The sequence below is a fragment of the Ramlibacter sp. GCM10027632 genome (assembly GCF_042675325.1).
Classification (GTDB): Bacteria; Pseudomonadota; Gammaproteobacteria; order Burkholderiales; family Burkholderiaceae_C; genus Ramlibacter.
Genome location: NZ_JBHTGW010000009.1, coordinates 57,281 through 71,433 on the forward strand (window position 1 = coordinate 57,281; position 14,153 = coordinate 71,433).

Here is a 14,153-nt window from a genome sequence, read left to right on the forward strand (position 1 = left end):
ATCGCGCACCAATGGTGCATGCACTCGGTGCGTCGCCCCGGGCTGGTGCGTGGCATGCACCACGCAGGCACCGACCGAGGAGACCGCCATGACCCAACCCGCCGTCCACCCCGTGGACGAAAAACTCCCCACCGGCCGCCTGGCCGCGCTGGGCCTGCAGCACGTGCTGGTGATGTACGCCGGTGCGATCGCCGTACCCCTGATCGTGGGCCGCGCGCTCAAGCTCTCGCCCGAGCAGGTGGCGATGTTGATCAGTGCCGACCTGTTTTGCTGCGGCATCGTGACCCTGGTGCAGAGCCTGGGCGTGACGCGCTGGTTCGGCATCCGCCTGCCGGTGATGATGGGGGTGACCTTCGCCGCGGTCGGCCCGATGGTGGCCTTCGCCAACGCCATGCCCGGCGTGGACGGGGCGCGTGCGATCTTCGGCGCCATCATCGGCGCGGGGGTGATTTCCATGCTGATCGCGCCGGTGGTGAGCAAGCTGCTGCGGTTCTTCCCGCCGGTGGTGACCGGCACCATCATCGCCATCATCGGCATCAGCCTGATGCGCGTGGGCGTGGGCTGGGCCACGGGCGGGCCGGCGCCGATGGCGCAGAGCGTGGACGTGCCCAAGCTGGTGGCCATGGTCGACGCGGCCAAGGCGGCGGCCGCCGCCGCGCCGGTGGCGCCCGGCGCCAGCGCGCCGGCGCTCAAGCTGGCCGGCCCGATCCCGATGGTGAACAACCCGGCCTACGGCGCGCTGGACAACCTGGCCATCGCCGCGGCGGTGCTGGTGTTCATCCTGCTGCTGGTGAAGTACGCGCGCGGCTTCGTGGCCAACATCTCGGTGCTCCTGGGCATCATCGCCGGCTGCGTGGTGGCCGCGGGCCTGGGCAAGATGGGGTTCGAGAAGGTGGCCAAGGCCGGCTGGTTCGACGTGGTCACGCCGTTCGCCTTCGGCCTGCCCACCTTCGACCCGGTGATGATCCTGACCATGACGCTGGTGATGATCGTGGTGATGATCGAATCGACCGGCATGTTCCTGGCGCTGGCCGACATGACGGGCAAGAAGGTGGACCAGCCGGCGCTGGCCGCCGGCCTGCGCACCGACGGCCTGGGCACCCTCATCGGGGGCATCTTCAACACCTTCCCGTACACCAGCTTCTCGCAGAACGTGGGCCTGGTGGGGGTGACCGGCGTCAAGAGCCGCTGGGTCTGCGTGGCCGGCGGGGTGATCATGGTCGTGCTGGGGCTGCTGCCCAAGATGGCGGCGCTGGTGGAGTCGATCCCCACCTTCGTGCTGGGGGGCGCGGGCCTGGTGATGTTCGGGATGGTGGCGGCCACGGGCATCCGCATCCTGTCCACGGTGGATTTCAAGGGCAACCGCAACAACCTGTACATCGTGGCGCTGTCGATCGGCTTCGGGCTGGTGCCGCTGGTGGCGCCGCGCTGGTCGCAGCAGATGGCGCACGGCCTGCACCCGCTGCTGGAGTCGGGCATCCTGCTGACGGCGGTGGCCGCGGTGGTGCTGAACATCTTCTTCAACGGCGCGCGCGAGGACCGCGCGGGCGCGATCGCCGCCGCCAAGGTGGCCGAGGCGCACTGAGCGCAGGACGGCACGAATGAAAAGGCCCGCCCCGTGAGGGGCGGGCCTTTTTCGTGGGGCCGCCAGTGCTTACTGCAGCAGGTCCCGCAGCGTGCGGGCGATGACCTTGGTGGCGCGGCGCAGGTCCTCGAGCTCGAGGCGCTCGTCGGCGCGCTTGGCGTGGGACTCGAGCACGGTGCGCGGGCCGGCGCCGTAGATCACGCCGGGGATGCCGGCCTCGCCGTACAGGCGCACGTCGGTGTACAGCGGCGTGCCCATGGCCGGCGGCACCGCGCCGAAGACCTCGCCCGCGTTCTTCTGGATCGCCTCCACCAGCGGCTGGTTGCCCGGCAGCGGCTTGAGCGAGCGGGCCAGCAGGATGCGGCGCACGTCCACCGTGATGCCGGGGAACTCCGCGGCGGCCGTGGCGATCACGTCGCGGATCGAGGCTTCCACCGCCACCGGATCCTCCTCGGGGATCATGCGGCGATCGAGCTTGAAGGAGACCTTGCCCGGGATCACGTTGGTGTTGGTGCCGCCCTCGATGCGGCCGACGTTCACGTAGGGGTGCTTGATGCCCGCCACCTGCGAGGTGACCTTGCGGTACTCGGTGTTCTGGGCGTACAGCGCGTTGAGGATCTTCACCGCGCCCTGCAGCGCGTCGATGCCGGTGTCGGGGACGGCGGCATGGGCCATCTTGCCGTGCACTGTCACCTCCATCTGCAGGCAGCCGTTGTGCGCCGTCACCACCTCGTAGCTGAAGCCGGCGGCGATCATCAGGTCGGGCCGGGTCAGGCCCTGCTTCAGGAGCCAGCCCGGGCCCAGCTCGCCGCCGTATTCCTCGTCGTAGGTGAAGTGCAGCTCCACCCCGCCCTTGAGCGGCGCGCCCAGCGACTCCAGCGCGCGCACCGCGAAGGTGAAGCTGGCGAAGTCGCTCTTGCTCACCGCCGCGGCGCGGCCATAGAGCTTGCCGTCGACGATTTCGGCGCCGTACGGGTCGTGCGTCCAGCCTTCGCCGGGGGGCACCACGTCGCCGTGGGCATTGAGGGCCACGATCCGTCCCTGGGCGGGGCGTCCGTCAGGCGTGCGGCCCTCGCCGTAGTAGCGCCGCACGATCAGGTTGGTGATGGACTCCAGGCCGGCTTCCTTCACCACCGCGTCCGGCACGGCGTGCTTCTCGGCCTCGAAGCCGAAGTCGGCGAGCAGCTGCGCGGTCCGCTCGGCATGCGGCGCGTTGTTGCCGGGAGGCGTGTCGGTGGGCACGCGCACCAGCGCCTGCAGGAAGCGCACTTCCTCGTCGAAGTGCTGGTCGATCCAGGCGTCGAGCTTGTCGTGGTCGGTCATCGGGCGGTTTCCTGTGCGAGTTGGTCCAGCAACAGCTGGAAGGCCTCCACGGCCAGTTGCATGTCGTCGCTGGTGGTGCTTTCCAGCGGGTTGTGGCTGATGCCGGAGTTCTGGCCGCGCACGAACAGCATGGCCTGGGGCATGACCTCGTGCAGCTTCATGGCGTCGTGGCCGGCGCCCGAAGGCATGCGGTGCAGCGGCACGCCAAGGGCCGACACGGCGCGCTCCCAGCGGGCCTGCCAGGCCGGGGCGCTGGGCGCGGCGGCGGCGCGCATCGTCTCCTCGGTGCGGGCGGCCACGCCGCGGCGTGCGCAGATCGCTTCGAGCTCGGCGAGCACGTCGCGCACCAGCGCGTCGCGCTGGTTATCGGCCGGCGCGCGCAGGTCCAGGGTGAACTGGCAGCGCCCGGGGACCACGTTGGTCGAGCCATTGGGCACCTGCAGGATGCCCACCGTGCCCACGCTGTCGCCGTCCTGCGCGGCGCGGCGCTCCACGTACAGCACCAGTTCGGCCACCGCGGCGGCGGCGTCGCGGCGGCGATCCATCGGCGTCGTGCCGGCGTGGCTGGCCATGCCGGTGACCTCGCACAGGTAACGCACGCTGCCATTGATGGAGGTGACGATGCCCAGGGGCAGGTCCAGCTCGTTGAGCACCGGGCCCTGCTCGATGTGGACCTCGACGAAGCCGAGGTAGCCGGCCGGGTCGCGCTGCAGCCTGGGGATGTCGTCGATGCACAGGCCGGCGTGCTGCATGGCCTGGCGCATGGGGATGCCGTCGGCGTCCTTCTGGTCCAGCCAGGCCTCGTCGAACTGGCCGATCAGCGCGCCTGAGCCGAGGAAGGTGGCCTTGTACCGCTGGCCCTCCTCCTCCGCGAAAGCGACCAGCTCCAGGTCGAAGGGCAGGCGGCGGCCAGCCTTCGCCAGCTCGCGCACGCAGGCCATGGGCGTGAAGATGCCCAGGCGCCCGTCGTACTTGCCGCCATTGCGCACGGTGTCGTAGTGGCTGCCGGTCATGAGCGTCTTCGCCCCCGGGGTGGCGGCGCGGTAGCGGCCGACCACGTTGCCCACGGCGTCGATGTGGACCTCGTCGAAGCCGGCGTCGCGCATGTCGTTCGACAGTCGCTGGGCGCAGGCGCGGTGGGCGTCGGTGAGGTAGGTCACCGTCAGCTGGCCCTTCTCGGCATAGCCGGGGTCGCTGTGCCGCGCGAGCTTCTCGTGCAGGTCCCAGACCGCGTTGCCCAGGGTCGGCTCGACGCCGAACTTGTCGTTCAGGCGAATTTCGGCGATGCGGTGGATGTTGCGCAGGCACTCTCCGCGCTCGAAGTCGACCGGGTTGCCCAGGCGGCGCGCGAAGGTCTCGATGATCTGCGCCCGGTCCAGGCCGGTGCCGCGCGGGCCGCGCACCGCCAGGATGAAGGGGAAGCCGAACTTGGCGTTGTAGTCCGCGTTCAGCTTCTGCAGCGTCGCGAACTCCTCGGGGCTGCAGTCGGTCAGGCCGGCCTTGCCCTGCTCGTTGGTGGATTCGGCGGTGAGGGTCTTGCTCACCATCGCCTTGCCCGCCAGCTCGGGGTGGGCGCGGATCAGGGCCAGCTGGCGGTCCACCGGCGCCTCGGCGACGATGCGCGCGCAGGCATGCTTGAGGGCGGCCAGCGAGGCGAAGGGCCGCCGGGACAGCGCTGCCTCGACGATCCAGGGCGAGTGCTCGTAGAGGCCGTCCAGCCAGGCCAGGGCCTGGTCGGCGGGCGCGTCGTTGAATTGCTGCAGGGTCAGTGCCATGGCGGTCAGCCTCGCGTGTCTTGGTAGGGGTGGACCTGCTTCCAGTGCCGCGCGATGTCGAGGCGGCGGCACACCCACACCCGGTCGTGCGATGCGATGTGGTCCAGGAACTTCTGCAGCGCCACGATGCGGCCGGGGCGCCCGAGCAGGCGGCAGTGCATGCCGACGGACATCATCTTCGGCGCCTCGTCGCCCTCGGCGTAGAGCGCGTCGAAGGTGTCCTTCATGTACTGGAAGAACGGGTCGGCGTGCGAGTAGCCCTGGGGCAGGGCGAAGCGCATGTCGTTGACGTCCAGGGTGTAGGGCACGACCAGCTGCGGCACCACCGTGCCGTCGGTCTTCTGGACTTTCATCCAGAACGGCAGGTCATCGCCGTAGTAGTCGCTGTCGTACTCGAAGCCGCCGTAGTCGGCCACCAGGCGGTGGGTGTTCGGGCTGTCGCGGCCGGTGTACCAGCCCAGGGCGCGCTCACCGGTCATCGCGGTGAGGATGTCCATGGCCTGGCGCATGTGCTCGCGCTCCACCGCCTCGTCCACGTTCTGGTAGTGGATCCACTTCAGGCCGTGGCAGGCGATCTCGTGGCCCAGCTCCTTGAAGGCCGCAGTCAGCTCGGGGTGGCGCTGCAGGGCGGTGCTCACGCCGAAGACGGTCAGGGGCAGGCCGCGCTTCTCGAACTCGCGCAGGATGCGCCAGACGCCGGCGCGGGAGCCGTACTCGTAGATGCCGTCCATGCTCATATGGCGGGCCGGGAAGCTCGCCGGGTTGAACATCTCGGAGAGGAACTGCTCGCTGCCCGGGTCGCCGTGCAGGACATGGTTCTCGCCGCCTTCCTCGTAATTGAGGACGAACTGCACCGCCACCCGGGCATTGCCGGGCCAGCGAGCGTGGGGCGGGTTGCGGCCGTATCCGACCAGGTCGCGCGGGTAGGGGGCGGTGCTGTCGTAGGTCATGGGAGACTGTGGGTTCGTGGAATTGTGACGGATCGCCGGCAAAGTGTATACACTTCTGTTTACGAATTGGAGGTTTCCATGGGATTGAGCACGCATGTCCTCGACACGATGCACGGCACCCCCGCGGCCGGCATGGGTGTTTCTCTGTATCGCTACGAGGGGGAGGAGCCGGTGCTGGTCCGCCGCTTCGCCCTGAACGCCGACGGCCGCAACCCGGACGGCCCCCTGTATGACAACGCCAGCCTGCGCACCGGCCGCTACCGCCTGGTGTTCGACGTGGCGAGCTATTTCCGTGCCAAGGGCGTCGAGCTGCCCGACCCGCCCTTCCTGGAGCAGGTGCCGCTGGACTTCGGCGTGGCCGACGCGCAGGCGCACTACCACGTGCCGCTGCTTTGCAGCCCTTGGAGCTATTCGACCTACCGGGGCTCCTGAGCCCGCGGGCCGGCCGGCCCGCGAGGCGGGCTCAGTCCTGGCCTTCGGTCAGGGTGTCGAGCTGGAAGCGGCCGCTGCGGTCCCACAGCCAGGTGTCGGTGTAGGTGACCCGCCCCATGCGGGCCGGGGCCGGGTAGGGGGCGGCGGCCCGCACGGTGCGCTCGATCTCGGCGATGACCTCCGGCGCATGGCGCGGCGCGCGCATCCAGTTCAGGCCGCGCACGTGGCCCCCGCCATCGAGCTCCACCTGCAGCACCCCCACCGCATAGAGCAGGGGGGGCAGGCGGCCGGGGTAGATGCGCTCGCGGTTGAGGCCATACAGGTGGCTGGCCGCGTCGCGCCGGTAGTCGCGCGGCGAGGTGGCCTGCGAGGCGCGCAGGGCCGGCGCAACAGGGGTGGCGGGGGGGGCCGCGGGCACCGCGTCGATGGTGGGCGGGCGGCCGGCAGGCACCGACGTGGTGTCCCGCGAGACCGGTGTCGAGGTGCAGGCCGCCAGCAAGGCGGCGGCGGCGCCGGTGGCCATGCCGAGGGCCCGGCGCCAGGGGCTGGCATGCTTCATGATGTCTCCTGGCTTCTGCCCCAAGCATACTGGCCTCCCGGCCGCTTTCCAGCATGTTGCATCTGCTCACGCCCGACCTGACCGAACGCCTCGCTCGCGAACCCGCGGTGCTGGTGCGCGTGGCCGCCACCGAGGGCTCGGTGCCGCGCGAGGCGGGCACCTGGATGCTGGTGTTCGCGCAGGAGGTCGCCGGCACCATCGGCGGTGGGCAGCTGGAGTTCCAGGCGATCGCCGCCGCCCGCGAGCGCCTGGCCGGCCGGCCGGGTCCCGGCGCGCAGCGCTACCCCCTGGGCCCCAGCCTGGGACAGTGCTGCGGCGGGGTGGTGCACCTGGCCTATGAGGCGGTCACGCCGGACGCGGCGCCCGCGCTGATGCGGCGCCTCGCGCAGGCGCTGCAGCCGGTGGCGGTATTCGGCGGCGGCCATGTGGGCCAGGCCCTGGTGCGGGCCCTGGCGCCGCTGCCCTATGCCGTGACCTGGGTCGACAGCCGCGACGGCATCTTTCCCGCTGGCCTGCCGCCCCAGGTGCGCTGCGAGCACTCCGACCCGGTGCAGGCCGCGGTGGCCGACCTCGCCCCCGGCTCGCAGGTGCTGGTCATGAGCTTCAGCCATGCCGAGGACCTGGACATCGTGGCCGCCTGCCTGCGCCGCCTGCGCGAACGCGACGACCTGCCCTTCGTGGGTCTGATCGGCAGCCGCACCAAGTGGGCGACCTTCCGCCACCGGCTCGAGGCCCGCGGCTTCACCGCGGACGAACTCGCGCGGGTGACCTGCCCCATCGGCCTGCCGGGCCTGGCCGGCAAGGAGCCGGAGGTGATCGCGGCGAGCGTGGCGGCGCAACTGCTGCTGCGGCGCCAGCCTACGTGATGTCCCGGGGATGGCGCGGCGCGGGAGTTGCTTAAACTTCGTTCCCATTGGTCGCAGCGGTGCCGGGCTTCATGCGCAAGCCCTTGGTTCGCGGCCTTGTCCCTGCTCAGAGCGCCCGCGGTGGTGAGCAGTCCTGAAGGTGTCATTGCGCATGGAAAGCTACCTCCTCGACTGGGCCAACCTCCTGCTTCGCTGGCTGCACGTCATCACGGCCATCGCCTGGGTCGGTTCGTCCTTTTATTTCGTCTTCCTCGATTCCAGCCTCACGCCCCCCGTGGACGAGGACCTGAAGAAGCAGGGCGTCTCCGGTGAACTCTGGGCGCTGCACGGCGGCGGCTTCTACCACCCGGTGAAGTTCGCCGGCGCCCCGCCGAAGCTGCCCGGGCACCTGCACTGGTTCTACTGGGAGAGCTACACCACCTGGATGTCGGGCTTCGCACTGCTCACGGTGTCCTACCTGTGGAACGCGCGCACCTACCTGATCGACCCGTCGAAGATGGACTGGTCGCCCTCCGCCGCGGTGACCGTGGTGCTGGCGTTCCTGGTGGTGTTCTGGATCCTGTACGACCTGATCTGCCGCACCTTCGGCGAGAAGGAGAACGGCGACTCCATCGTGGGCGCGCTGGTCGCGGTGCTCGTCGTCATCGCCTCCTGGCTCGCCTGCCACTGGTTCGCCGGCCGCGCCGCCTTCCTGGTGGTGGGCGCGATGATCGCCACCACCATGAGCGCCAACGTGGCGATGTGGATCATCCCGGGCCAGCGCAAGATGGTCGCCGCCATCAAGGCCGGCCAGCCGGTGGACCCGGTCCACGGCAAGCGCGGCAAGCAGCGCAGCGTGCACAACACGTACTTCACGCTGCCGGTGCTGTTCTCGATGCTGTCCAACCACTACAGCTTCACCTGGAACCACCCGCAGAACTGGCTGGTGCTGGTGCTGATGATGTTTGCCGGCGCCGCGATCCGCCAGTTCTTCGTGCTGCGCCACGGCTGGAAGCTGGGCCGCAACAAGCACCCGCTGCCGTATGCGGTGGTGGGCGTGGCGGTGATCCTGGGCGCGCTGATGTGGATGATGCCGGCGGCCCAGCCCGCCAGGCCGGCGGCGGCCGCCGCGCCCGCGGCTGATTTCGCCGCGGTGCAGAAGGTGCTGGAGCAGCGCTGCTACCTGTGCCACGGCGCCCAGGTGCAGATGAAGAACGTGCGCCTCGATTCCCCCGAGGCGGTGAAGCAGAACGCCCAGGCCGTCTACCAGCAGGTGGTGGTCACCCGCCTGATGCCGATGAACAACAGCACGAACATCACCGAGGACGAGCGCGCCCTGGTGGGGGCTTGGTTCCAGGCGGGCGCGAAGACCGCGCCCTGAGCCCGGCGGGCCCCGTTGCCGGGGCCTGCGCCGGTGGCCCCGGCTACTCGCAGAGGCTGCGGATCGCGTCGGGCGCCGGCATCGCGAAGATGCTGCCGTCCTCGCGCCGACCGGCGAAGATGCGCACCTCGTCGCACTCCAGGATCACGGTGTCCCCGCGCAGCACCTGATAGCGCTGCACGAAGCTCTTGCCCCGCCACTCGGCCACGTGCGCGCGGATGTCCAGCGTGTCGCCGTAGCTGGCGGTGCGGATGAAGCGCGTGTGCGTGTCCACCAGGGGCGTGCCGATCACGCCCAGGGTCTTCTCGGTCTCGCGCCAGGGCGGCACGCCGCACTCGATGAAGAAGTGCCGCGAGGCCGCGTCGATCCAGCGGAAGAAATTGGGGAACCAGACGATGCCGGCCGGGTCGCAGTCGCCGAACTCGACGCGCTGGGTGTAGGTGACGGTGCGCGCCATCAGTCCCCCGCGATCTTGCGTTCGCGGATGATCCCGCCGAAGCGCTTCGAATCGTCCGTGGCGCGGGCGCCGAACTCGGCCGGCGTCAGCGGCAGGGCCTCGCCGCCCAGGGCGACGATGCGGTCCTGGATCGGCTTGGTGCCCAGGATGCGGTTGATCTCGCGGTTCAGGCGCGCCACCACGTCGGCCGGCGTGCCGGCCGGGGCATAGAAGCCGAACACGCTGTCGGCGTCGAAGTTCTTCAGGCCGGCCTCGTGCAGCGTGGGCACGTCCGGGAACAGCGGCGAGCGCTTCAGGCTGCCCACCGCCAGCAGCTTCAGGCGGCCGCTGCGGGCGTGCTGCAGGCCGATGCCCGGGTCGAAGTGGAAATCGATCTGGCCGGCCAGCAGGTCCTGCAGCGCCGGGGCCGCGCCGCGGTACGGCACATGCACCGCGAACACGCCGGCCTGGGACTTCATCATCTCCGCCGCCAGGTGCGGCGAGCTGCCGTTGCCCGGCGAGCCGAAGGTGAGCTTGCCGGGGTTGGCGCGCAGGTGCGCGAGGAACTCCTGCGCCGTGTTCACCGGCAGCTGCGGCTTGACCATGAGGTACACCGCGACGCGGGCGGCCGAGGCCACCGGGACCAGGTCCTTGGCCGGGTCGAAGGTCATCTTCGGGTACAGGTGCGGGTTGATCGACACCATGCCGCCGGAGCTCATGAGGAGGGTGTAGCCGTCCGGCGCCGAACGCGCCGCGGCCTCGCCGCCGATGTTGCCGTTGGCGCCGCCGCGGTTCTCGATCACCACCGGCTGGCCCAGCGCCTCGGACAGGGGCTGGCCGATGGCGCGCGCCAGCGTGTCGGCCGCGCCGCCGGCGGGGAAGTTCACGATCACGCGCACCGGCTTGGTGGGCCAGGCCGGGGCCTGCGCGTGGGCGGCGGTGCCGGCCAGGCCGGCGGCGGACAGGGCCAGGGCGAGGAGGGCCCGGCGGGGAAGGTTCTTCATGCGTGTCTCCAGGGGTCTTCTCGGTCTTCTCGCGGAGCTGTCTCGGGATCCGCTCGAGGTCAGCCCGCCTGCTGCCCGGCGGGCCGGGCGCGGCGGATGAATCGTATCGGCTGTTCCTTCAGCGGCCGCGGCGGCGCGCCGTGGGCACGCAGGGTGGCGTCCAGGGCGGTGCCGGCCTCGTCGGCCAGGGCCGCGGCGCGCGCGGCGGCGACGGCCTGCGCCGCGGCCTGCGGGTCGGCGCCCTGGGCCAGGTGCTGCATCACGTGCAGCAGGTTCTCCTTGCCGCGTTCGTTGGTGCTGCCGTAGCCCTTGACCAGGCGGCCGCACTGCGCGATCTCGTGGCCCAGCGACCAGGCGCGGGCGCAGCCTGCGACCACGGCCTCCAGCCAGCGTTCGATCATGGCCTGCTCTGTGGCCCAGCGGCTGCCGCGCGGGCGCAGCCACTTCAGCGAGGCCAGCGCGCGCAGCGCCAGCATGCCGCCCACCGAGTGCGTGCCCACCTTCAGCGGCATGGACCAGGCCGGCAGGCCGCGCGCGGTGCGGCGGCGGTTCCAGGCCAGGAGCCGGCCGGCGAGCGACGGCGGCAGCAGCGCGGCGAACTCGGGCACGCCGGGCTTGAAGTGGTCCCAGACCTGCAGCAGGTCGTCGTCCTTCGCCTTCACTTCCTCGCGCACGCGGCGCCAGCGGTTGGCGCGGCTCTTGAGGTCAGCCACGCGGACGATGTCGTCGAACGCCATCCACAGCGCCAGCCAGCGGGCCATCTCGGTGGTCACCGCGAAGCCCTGCGTGCCGCCCGGGTCGGCGGCGCGCTCGGCCTGCAGCACGCGCTCCAGGCGCTGCGCGTAGAGCGCGGCGTAGGCCGGTCCCTGGTAGTCGAGCACGCGGGCATGGCCCAGGCCCAGGAGGGCATGCACCGGCTGCGGGAAGCGGGCGGCGAGGTCGGCGGGCAGGGGGCGCGGCGCGGGGGCGTCGTCGTCGGCCTCGACGAGGCCGCGCACCAGGGCGGCCTGCGCCTGCGCGCCGGCCACGATGTCGAAGGCGCGGGCGAAGCCGCGCAGGCTGGCGGCGGCCGAGGCGCCGCCACCGGACTGGATCACCGCCTCGTAGTCCTCCCGGCGAATGAACGGCAGCAGGCCGCTGCCGGCGATGGCGCCCAGCATCACGGCGCTGACCACCGTGCCGCATTCGCGGGCCACCGCGCCCATGTCGAACACCTGGTGCTCGCGGCTGAAGCCGCGCACCGCGGCGAGCAGGCGGTCGGCGTCGACGCGGCCATCCCCCATCTGCATGCGCTCGTTCACGGTGAGCGCGCGGCTGGAGGAGGTGATGACGCGGGTGCGCTGCGGCGCGCTCATGCCGTTGCCGACCTGGCGCGCCGTCTCCAGCAGCTCGGAGGAAACGATGGCGTCCAGCGCGCCGGGTACCGGGTTGAGGCTGAACACCGGGCGGCGGCCGCCCAGGCTGGCGAGGGGCTGCGGGAACACCTCGACGTAGTAGGTGGTGGCGCCGGTGCGCTGCGCCACGCCGGGGATGGAGGTGGCCTGGACCGGGTAGCCGGCGTGGCGGGCCGTCTCCACCAGCCATTCGGTCAGCACGCCTCCGCCTTCGCCGCCGAGGGCGCACAGCAGGAGGGTGACGGGTTGCTTGTTGTCCATGGGAATGTCCTTCGCGGCTCAGGCGGGTTGCAGCGCGCGCACCAGGCCGCGGCGCAGGGCGGCCCGCAGGCGCTCGTGCCAGCGCGGGTTCTGCACCACCTCGGCGCGGTAGAAGCTGGGGCACAGCGTGGCCGCGTGCGCGTTGGCGCCGCACAGGCCGCAGCCCACGCAGCCGTCGATCACGGTGGCGACCGGGTCGACCTTGAGCGGGTCGGGGTTGTCCTTGAGCGTGAGGGTGGGGCAGCCGGAAAGGCGGATGCAGGCGTGGTCGCCGTTGCACACGTCCTCGTCCACGCCGTACTTCACCCGCACCACGCGCTCGCCCTTCTTCAGCAGGCTGGCGATCCAGGGCTTGAGCCGGCGCTGGCGTTCCAGCTGGCACTCGCCCTCGGCGACGATGACCTTGAGGCCGTTGAAGTCGCTGGTGAAGGCCTCCTTGAGCGTGTCGCGCATCTCGTCCACCTGGTAGGTGTTGACGGTGCGCATCCACTTCACGCCCAGGCCCTGCAGGGTGTTCTCGATGGTGCGGTTGGTGTGGGCCAGGCTCTGGCCCTTGTCCGCGGAGCCGGCCTTGGCGTCCTCGGGCGGCGTCGAGATCAGTTCCTGCGTGCCGGTGGCCGAGGAGTAGCCGTTCTTGAAGATCAGGAGGACCGCGTCGTCGCCGTTGAACAGCGCCGACTGCACCCCGGTGAGCAGGCCGTTGTGCCAGAAGCCGCCGTCGCCCATGATGGCCAGCGTGCGCCGCTGCATCATCGGGGAGACGCCGGCGCGGCTCGCCAGGCTCATGCCGTAGCCCAGGATGGAGTGACCGGTGTGGAACGGCTCGAAGGTGCCCAGCGCGTGGCAGCCGATGTCGGCCGCCACGTGGACCTTGCCGACCTCCTGCTGCGCCAGCTGGAGCGCGGAGAACACCGGCCGCTCGGGGCAGCCCACGCAGAAGCCCGGCGGGCGCGCGGGCAGGGGCCGGCCGACCTCGGCGGCGACCGCGGCGCGGCGCTCGCGGTTGCCCGCCAGCCACTGGCGCGCGGCGTCCAGCGGGCTGGCCGGCAGGTGGGCCGCCACGAAGGGCACCAGGCCGCCGCAGATCGCCTCCACGCTGTACTCGCCGCCCTGGGGCAGCAGGTCCTTGCCATGCAGCTTGGTGCCGATGTCGCGGCGGCGCAGGAGGGTGGCGATCTCCTGCTCGATGTACTCGGGCTGGCCTTCCTCCACCACCAGCACCGCGCGCTTGCCGGCGCAGAAGCCGGCGACCTGCTCGGGCACCAGCGGGTAGGTGACGTTCAGCACCAGCAGCGGGATCTCGCTCTCGCCGAAGGCGTTGGCCAGCCCCAGCTGCTGCAGGCTGCGCACCAGGGCGTTGTACAGGCCGCCCTGGACGATGATGCCCACCTCGTCGTGGCGCCCGGGCATCAGCTCGTTGAGGTGGTTGTCCAGGATGTACTGGCGGGCCGCGGGGATGCGCTTCTCGTGCTTCAGCTTCTCCTGCGGGAAGGTCACCGGCGGGTGGGCCAGGCGCATGTAGTCGAACTTCGCCGGGTCGGCCATGAGCTGGCGGGTGGAGACCTGGGGCGGCTGGTTGTCCCGCGCCTCGAAGCTGCCCCGCACGTGGCAGGCGCGGATGCGAAGCTCCAGGATCGCCGGCATGTTCGAGGCCTCGGAGAGGCGGAAGCCGTGTTCCACCATGTTCACCATGGTCGGCAGGTCGGGCCGCGGGTCGAGCAGGCACATCGTCGACTTGAGCGCGAAGGCGTGGGTGCGCTCCTGGATCACCGAGGCGCCCTCGCCGTAGTCCTCGCCCACCACGATCAGCGCGCCGCCCACCACGCCCGGCGAGGCGAGGTTGGACAGCGCGTCCGAGGCCACGTTGGTGCCGACGATGGACTTCCAGGTGACCGCGCCGCGCAACGGGTAGTGGATGGAGGCGCCCAGCATGGCGGCGGCCGAGGCCTCGTTGGCGCAGGCCTCCACGTGCACGCCGAGCTCGTCGAGGTAGGGGCGGGCCTGGACCATCACGTCCAGCAGGTGCGAGACCGGCGCGCCCTGGTAGCCGCCGACATAGGCCACGCCGGATTGCAGCAGCGCCTTGGTGATGGCGAGGATGCCCTCGCCGTGGAAGGTCTGGCCTTCCCCGAGGCGCAGGGATTCGATCTCCCTGCCGAATGAAACTTCCAAGGGGGTGTCTCCCGGTGTCGTCGTTGTGGGTTCGGC

General features: G+C 71.1%; 12 protein-coding genes. 4 read left to right on the plus strand and 8 right to left on the minus strand.

Annotated elements, in window-relative coordinates; all coding sequences use genetic code 11:
* Window positions 1-88: 88 nt before the first annotated feature.
* Entirely contained in the window at window positions 89-1,585 is a 1,497-nt protein-coding gene (locus ACFQZY_RS14245; RefSeq protein ID WP_377416886.1) for a nucleobase:cation symporter-2 family protein, read from the plus strand.
* Window positions 1,586-1,654: 69 nt separating this feature from the next.
* Here ACFQZY_RS14245 and ACFQZY_RS14250 read toward each other — a convergent pair whose 3' ends face one another.
* From ACFQZY_RS14250 to puuE, 3 genes are read right to left on the minus strand one after another with little or no spacing between them, the layout of a single operon-like run.
* Entirely contained in the window at window positions 1,655-2,908 is a 1,254-nt protein-coding gene (locus ACFQZY_RS14250; RefSeq protein WP_377416888.1) for a M20 family metallopeptidase, read from the minus strand.
* A complete protein-coding gene (gene uraD, locus ACFQZY_RS14255; RefSeq protein WP_377416890.1) occupies window positions 2,905-4,683 on the minus strand; it encodes a 2-oxo-4-hydroxy-4-carboxy-5-ureidoimidazoline decarboxylase in 1,779 nt (592 codons plus the stop codon). Before uraD ends, ACFQZY_RS14250 begins: the two co-directional genes overlap by 4 nt.
* 5 nt (window positions 4,684-4,688) lie before the next feature.
* A complete protein-coding gene (gene puuE / locus ACFQZY_RS14260; RefSeq protein WP_377416892.1) occupies window positions 4,689-5,633 on the minus strand; it encodes an allantoinase PuuE in 945 nt (314 codons plus the stop codon).
* Between the two features lie 78 nt (window positions 5,634-5,711).
* Here puuE and uraH point away from each other — a divergent pair, with 78 nt between their 5' ends.
* Window positions 5,712-6,065 (plus strand): hydroxyisourate hydrolase, encoded by a 354-nt coding sequence (uraH, locus tag ACFQZY_RS14265; protein ID WP_377416894.1) that lies wholly within the window; start codon window positions 5,712-5,714, stop codon window positions 6,063-6,065.
* Between the two features lie 31 nt (window positions 6,066-6,096).
* Here the strand turns inward: uraH and ACFQZY_RS14270 are convergent, their stop codons facing one another.
* On the minus strand, window positions 6,097-6,624 hold the full coding sequence (locus ACFQZY_RS14270; protein ID WP_377416896.1) for a hypothetical protein: 528 nt from the start codon (window positions 6,622-6,624) through the stop codon (window positions 6,097-6,099).
* A 53-nt stretch (window positions 6,625-6,677) separates the two neighbouring features.
* Here ACFQZY_RS14270 and xdhC point away from each other — a divergent pair, with 53 nt between their 5' ends.
* Both xdhC and ACFQZY_RS14280 read left to right on the plus strand, forming a co-directional pair.
* On the plus strand, window positions 6,678-7,490 hold the full coding sequence (gene xdhC, locus ACFQZY_RS14275) for a xanthine dehydrogenase accessory protein XdhC (RefSeq protein WP_377416898.1): 813 nt from the start codon (window positions 6,678-6,680) through the stop codon (window positions 7,488-7,490).
* 151 nt (window positions 7,491-7,641) lie between these two features.
* Window positions 7,642-8,850 (plus strand): urate hydroxylase PuuD, encoded by a 1,209-nt coding sequence (locus ACFQZY_RS14280; protein ID WP_377416900.1) that lies wholly within the window; start codon window positions 7,642-7,644, stop codon window positions 8,848-8,850.
* Between the two features lie 43 nt (window positions 8,851-8,893).
* Here the strand turns inward: ACFQZY_RS14280 and ACFQZY_RS14285 are convergent, their stop codons facing one another.
* From ACFQZY_RS14285 to ACFQZY_RS14300, 4 genes are read right to left on the minus strand one after another with little or no spacing between them, the layout of a single operon-like run.
* Complete coding sequence (locus tag ACFQZY_RS14285; protein WP_377416902.1) at window positions 8,894-9,307, minus strand: acyl-CoA thioesterase; 414 nt, start codon at window positions 9,305-9,307, stop codon at window positions 8,894-8,896.
* A complete protein-coding gene (locus tag ACFQZY_RS14290) occupies window positions 9,307-10,290 on the minus strand; it encodes a Bug family tripartite tricarboxylate transporter substrate binding protein (protein WP_377416904.1) in 984 nt (327 codons plus the stop codon). Before ACFQZY_RS14290 ends, ACFQZY_RS14285 begins: the two co-directional genes overlap by 1 nt.
* A gap of 59 nt (window positions 10,291-10,349) precedes the next feature.
* Window positions 10,350-11,945, minus strand: a complete 1,596-nt coding sequence (locus ACFQZY_RS14295; protein ID WP_377416906.1) for an indolepyruvate oxidoreductase subunit beta family protein — start codon at window positions 11,943-11,945, stop codon at window positions 10,350-10,352.
* Window positions 11,946-11,963: 18 nt separating this feature from the next.
* Window positions 11,964-14,117, minus strand: coding sequence for a thiamine pyrophosphate-dependent enzyme (locus tag ACFQZY_RS14300; protein ID WP_377416908.1), 2,154 nt, complete (start codon window positions 14,115-14,117; stop codon window positions 11,964-11,966).
* Window positions 14,118-14,153 lie beyond the last annotated feature (36 nt).

What these genes read in the sequence shown, in the direction of transcription:
- puuE (WP_377416892.1), bottom strand. Translation starts at nt 5,633, where the DNA reads ATGACCTACGACAGCACCGCCCCCTACCCGCGCGACCTGGTCGGATAC.
- ACFQZY_RS14245 (WP_377416886.1), top strand. Translation starts at nt 89, where the DNA reads ATGACCCAACCCGCCGTCCACCCCGTGGACGAAAAACTCCCCACCGGC.
- ACFQZY_RS14250 (WP_377416888.1), bottom strand. Translation starts at nt 2,908, where the DNA reads ATGACCGACCACGACAAGCTCGACGCCTGGATCGACCAGCACTTCGAC.
- ACFQZY_RS14270 (WP_377416896.1), bottom strand. Translation starts at nt 6,624, where the DNA reads ATGAAGCATGCCAGCCCCTGGCGCCGGGCCCTCGGCATGGCCACCGGC.
- ACFQZY_RS14285 (WP_377416902.1), bottom strand. Translation starts at nt 9,307, where the DNA reads ATGGCGCGCACCGTCACCTACACCCAGCGCGTCGAGTTCGGCGACTGC.
- ACFQZY_RS14295 (WP_377416906.1), bottom strand. Translation starts at nt 11,945, where the DNA reads ATGGACAACAAGCAACCCGTCACCCTCCTGCTGTGCGCCCTCGGCGGC.
- xdhC (WP_377416898.1), top strand. Translation starts at nt 6,678, where the DNA reads ATGTTGCATCTGCTCACGCCCGACCTGACCGAACGCCTCGCTCGCGAA.
- uraH (WP_377416894.1), top strand. Translation starts at nt 5,712, where the DNA reads ATGGGATTGAGCACGCATGTCCTCGACACGATGCACGGCACCCCCGCG.
- ACFQZY_RS14280 (WP_377416900.1), top strand. Translation starts at nt 7,642, where the DNA reads ATGGAAAGCTACCTCCTCGACTGGGCCAACCTCCTGCTTCGCTGGCTG.
- ACFQZY_RS14290 (WP_377416904.1), bottom strand. Translation starts at nt 10,290, where the DNA reads ATGAAGAACCTTCCCCGCCGGGCCCTCCTCGCCCTGGCCCTGTCCGCC.
- uraD (WP_377416890.1), bottom strand. Translation starts at nt 4,683, where the DNA reads ATGGCACTGACCCTGCAGCAATTCAACGACGCGCCCGCCGACCAGGCC.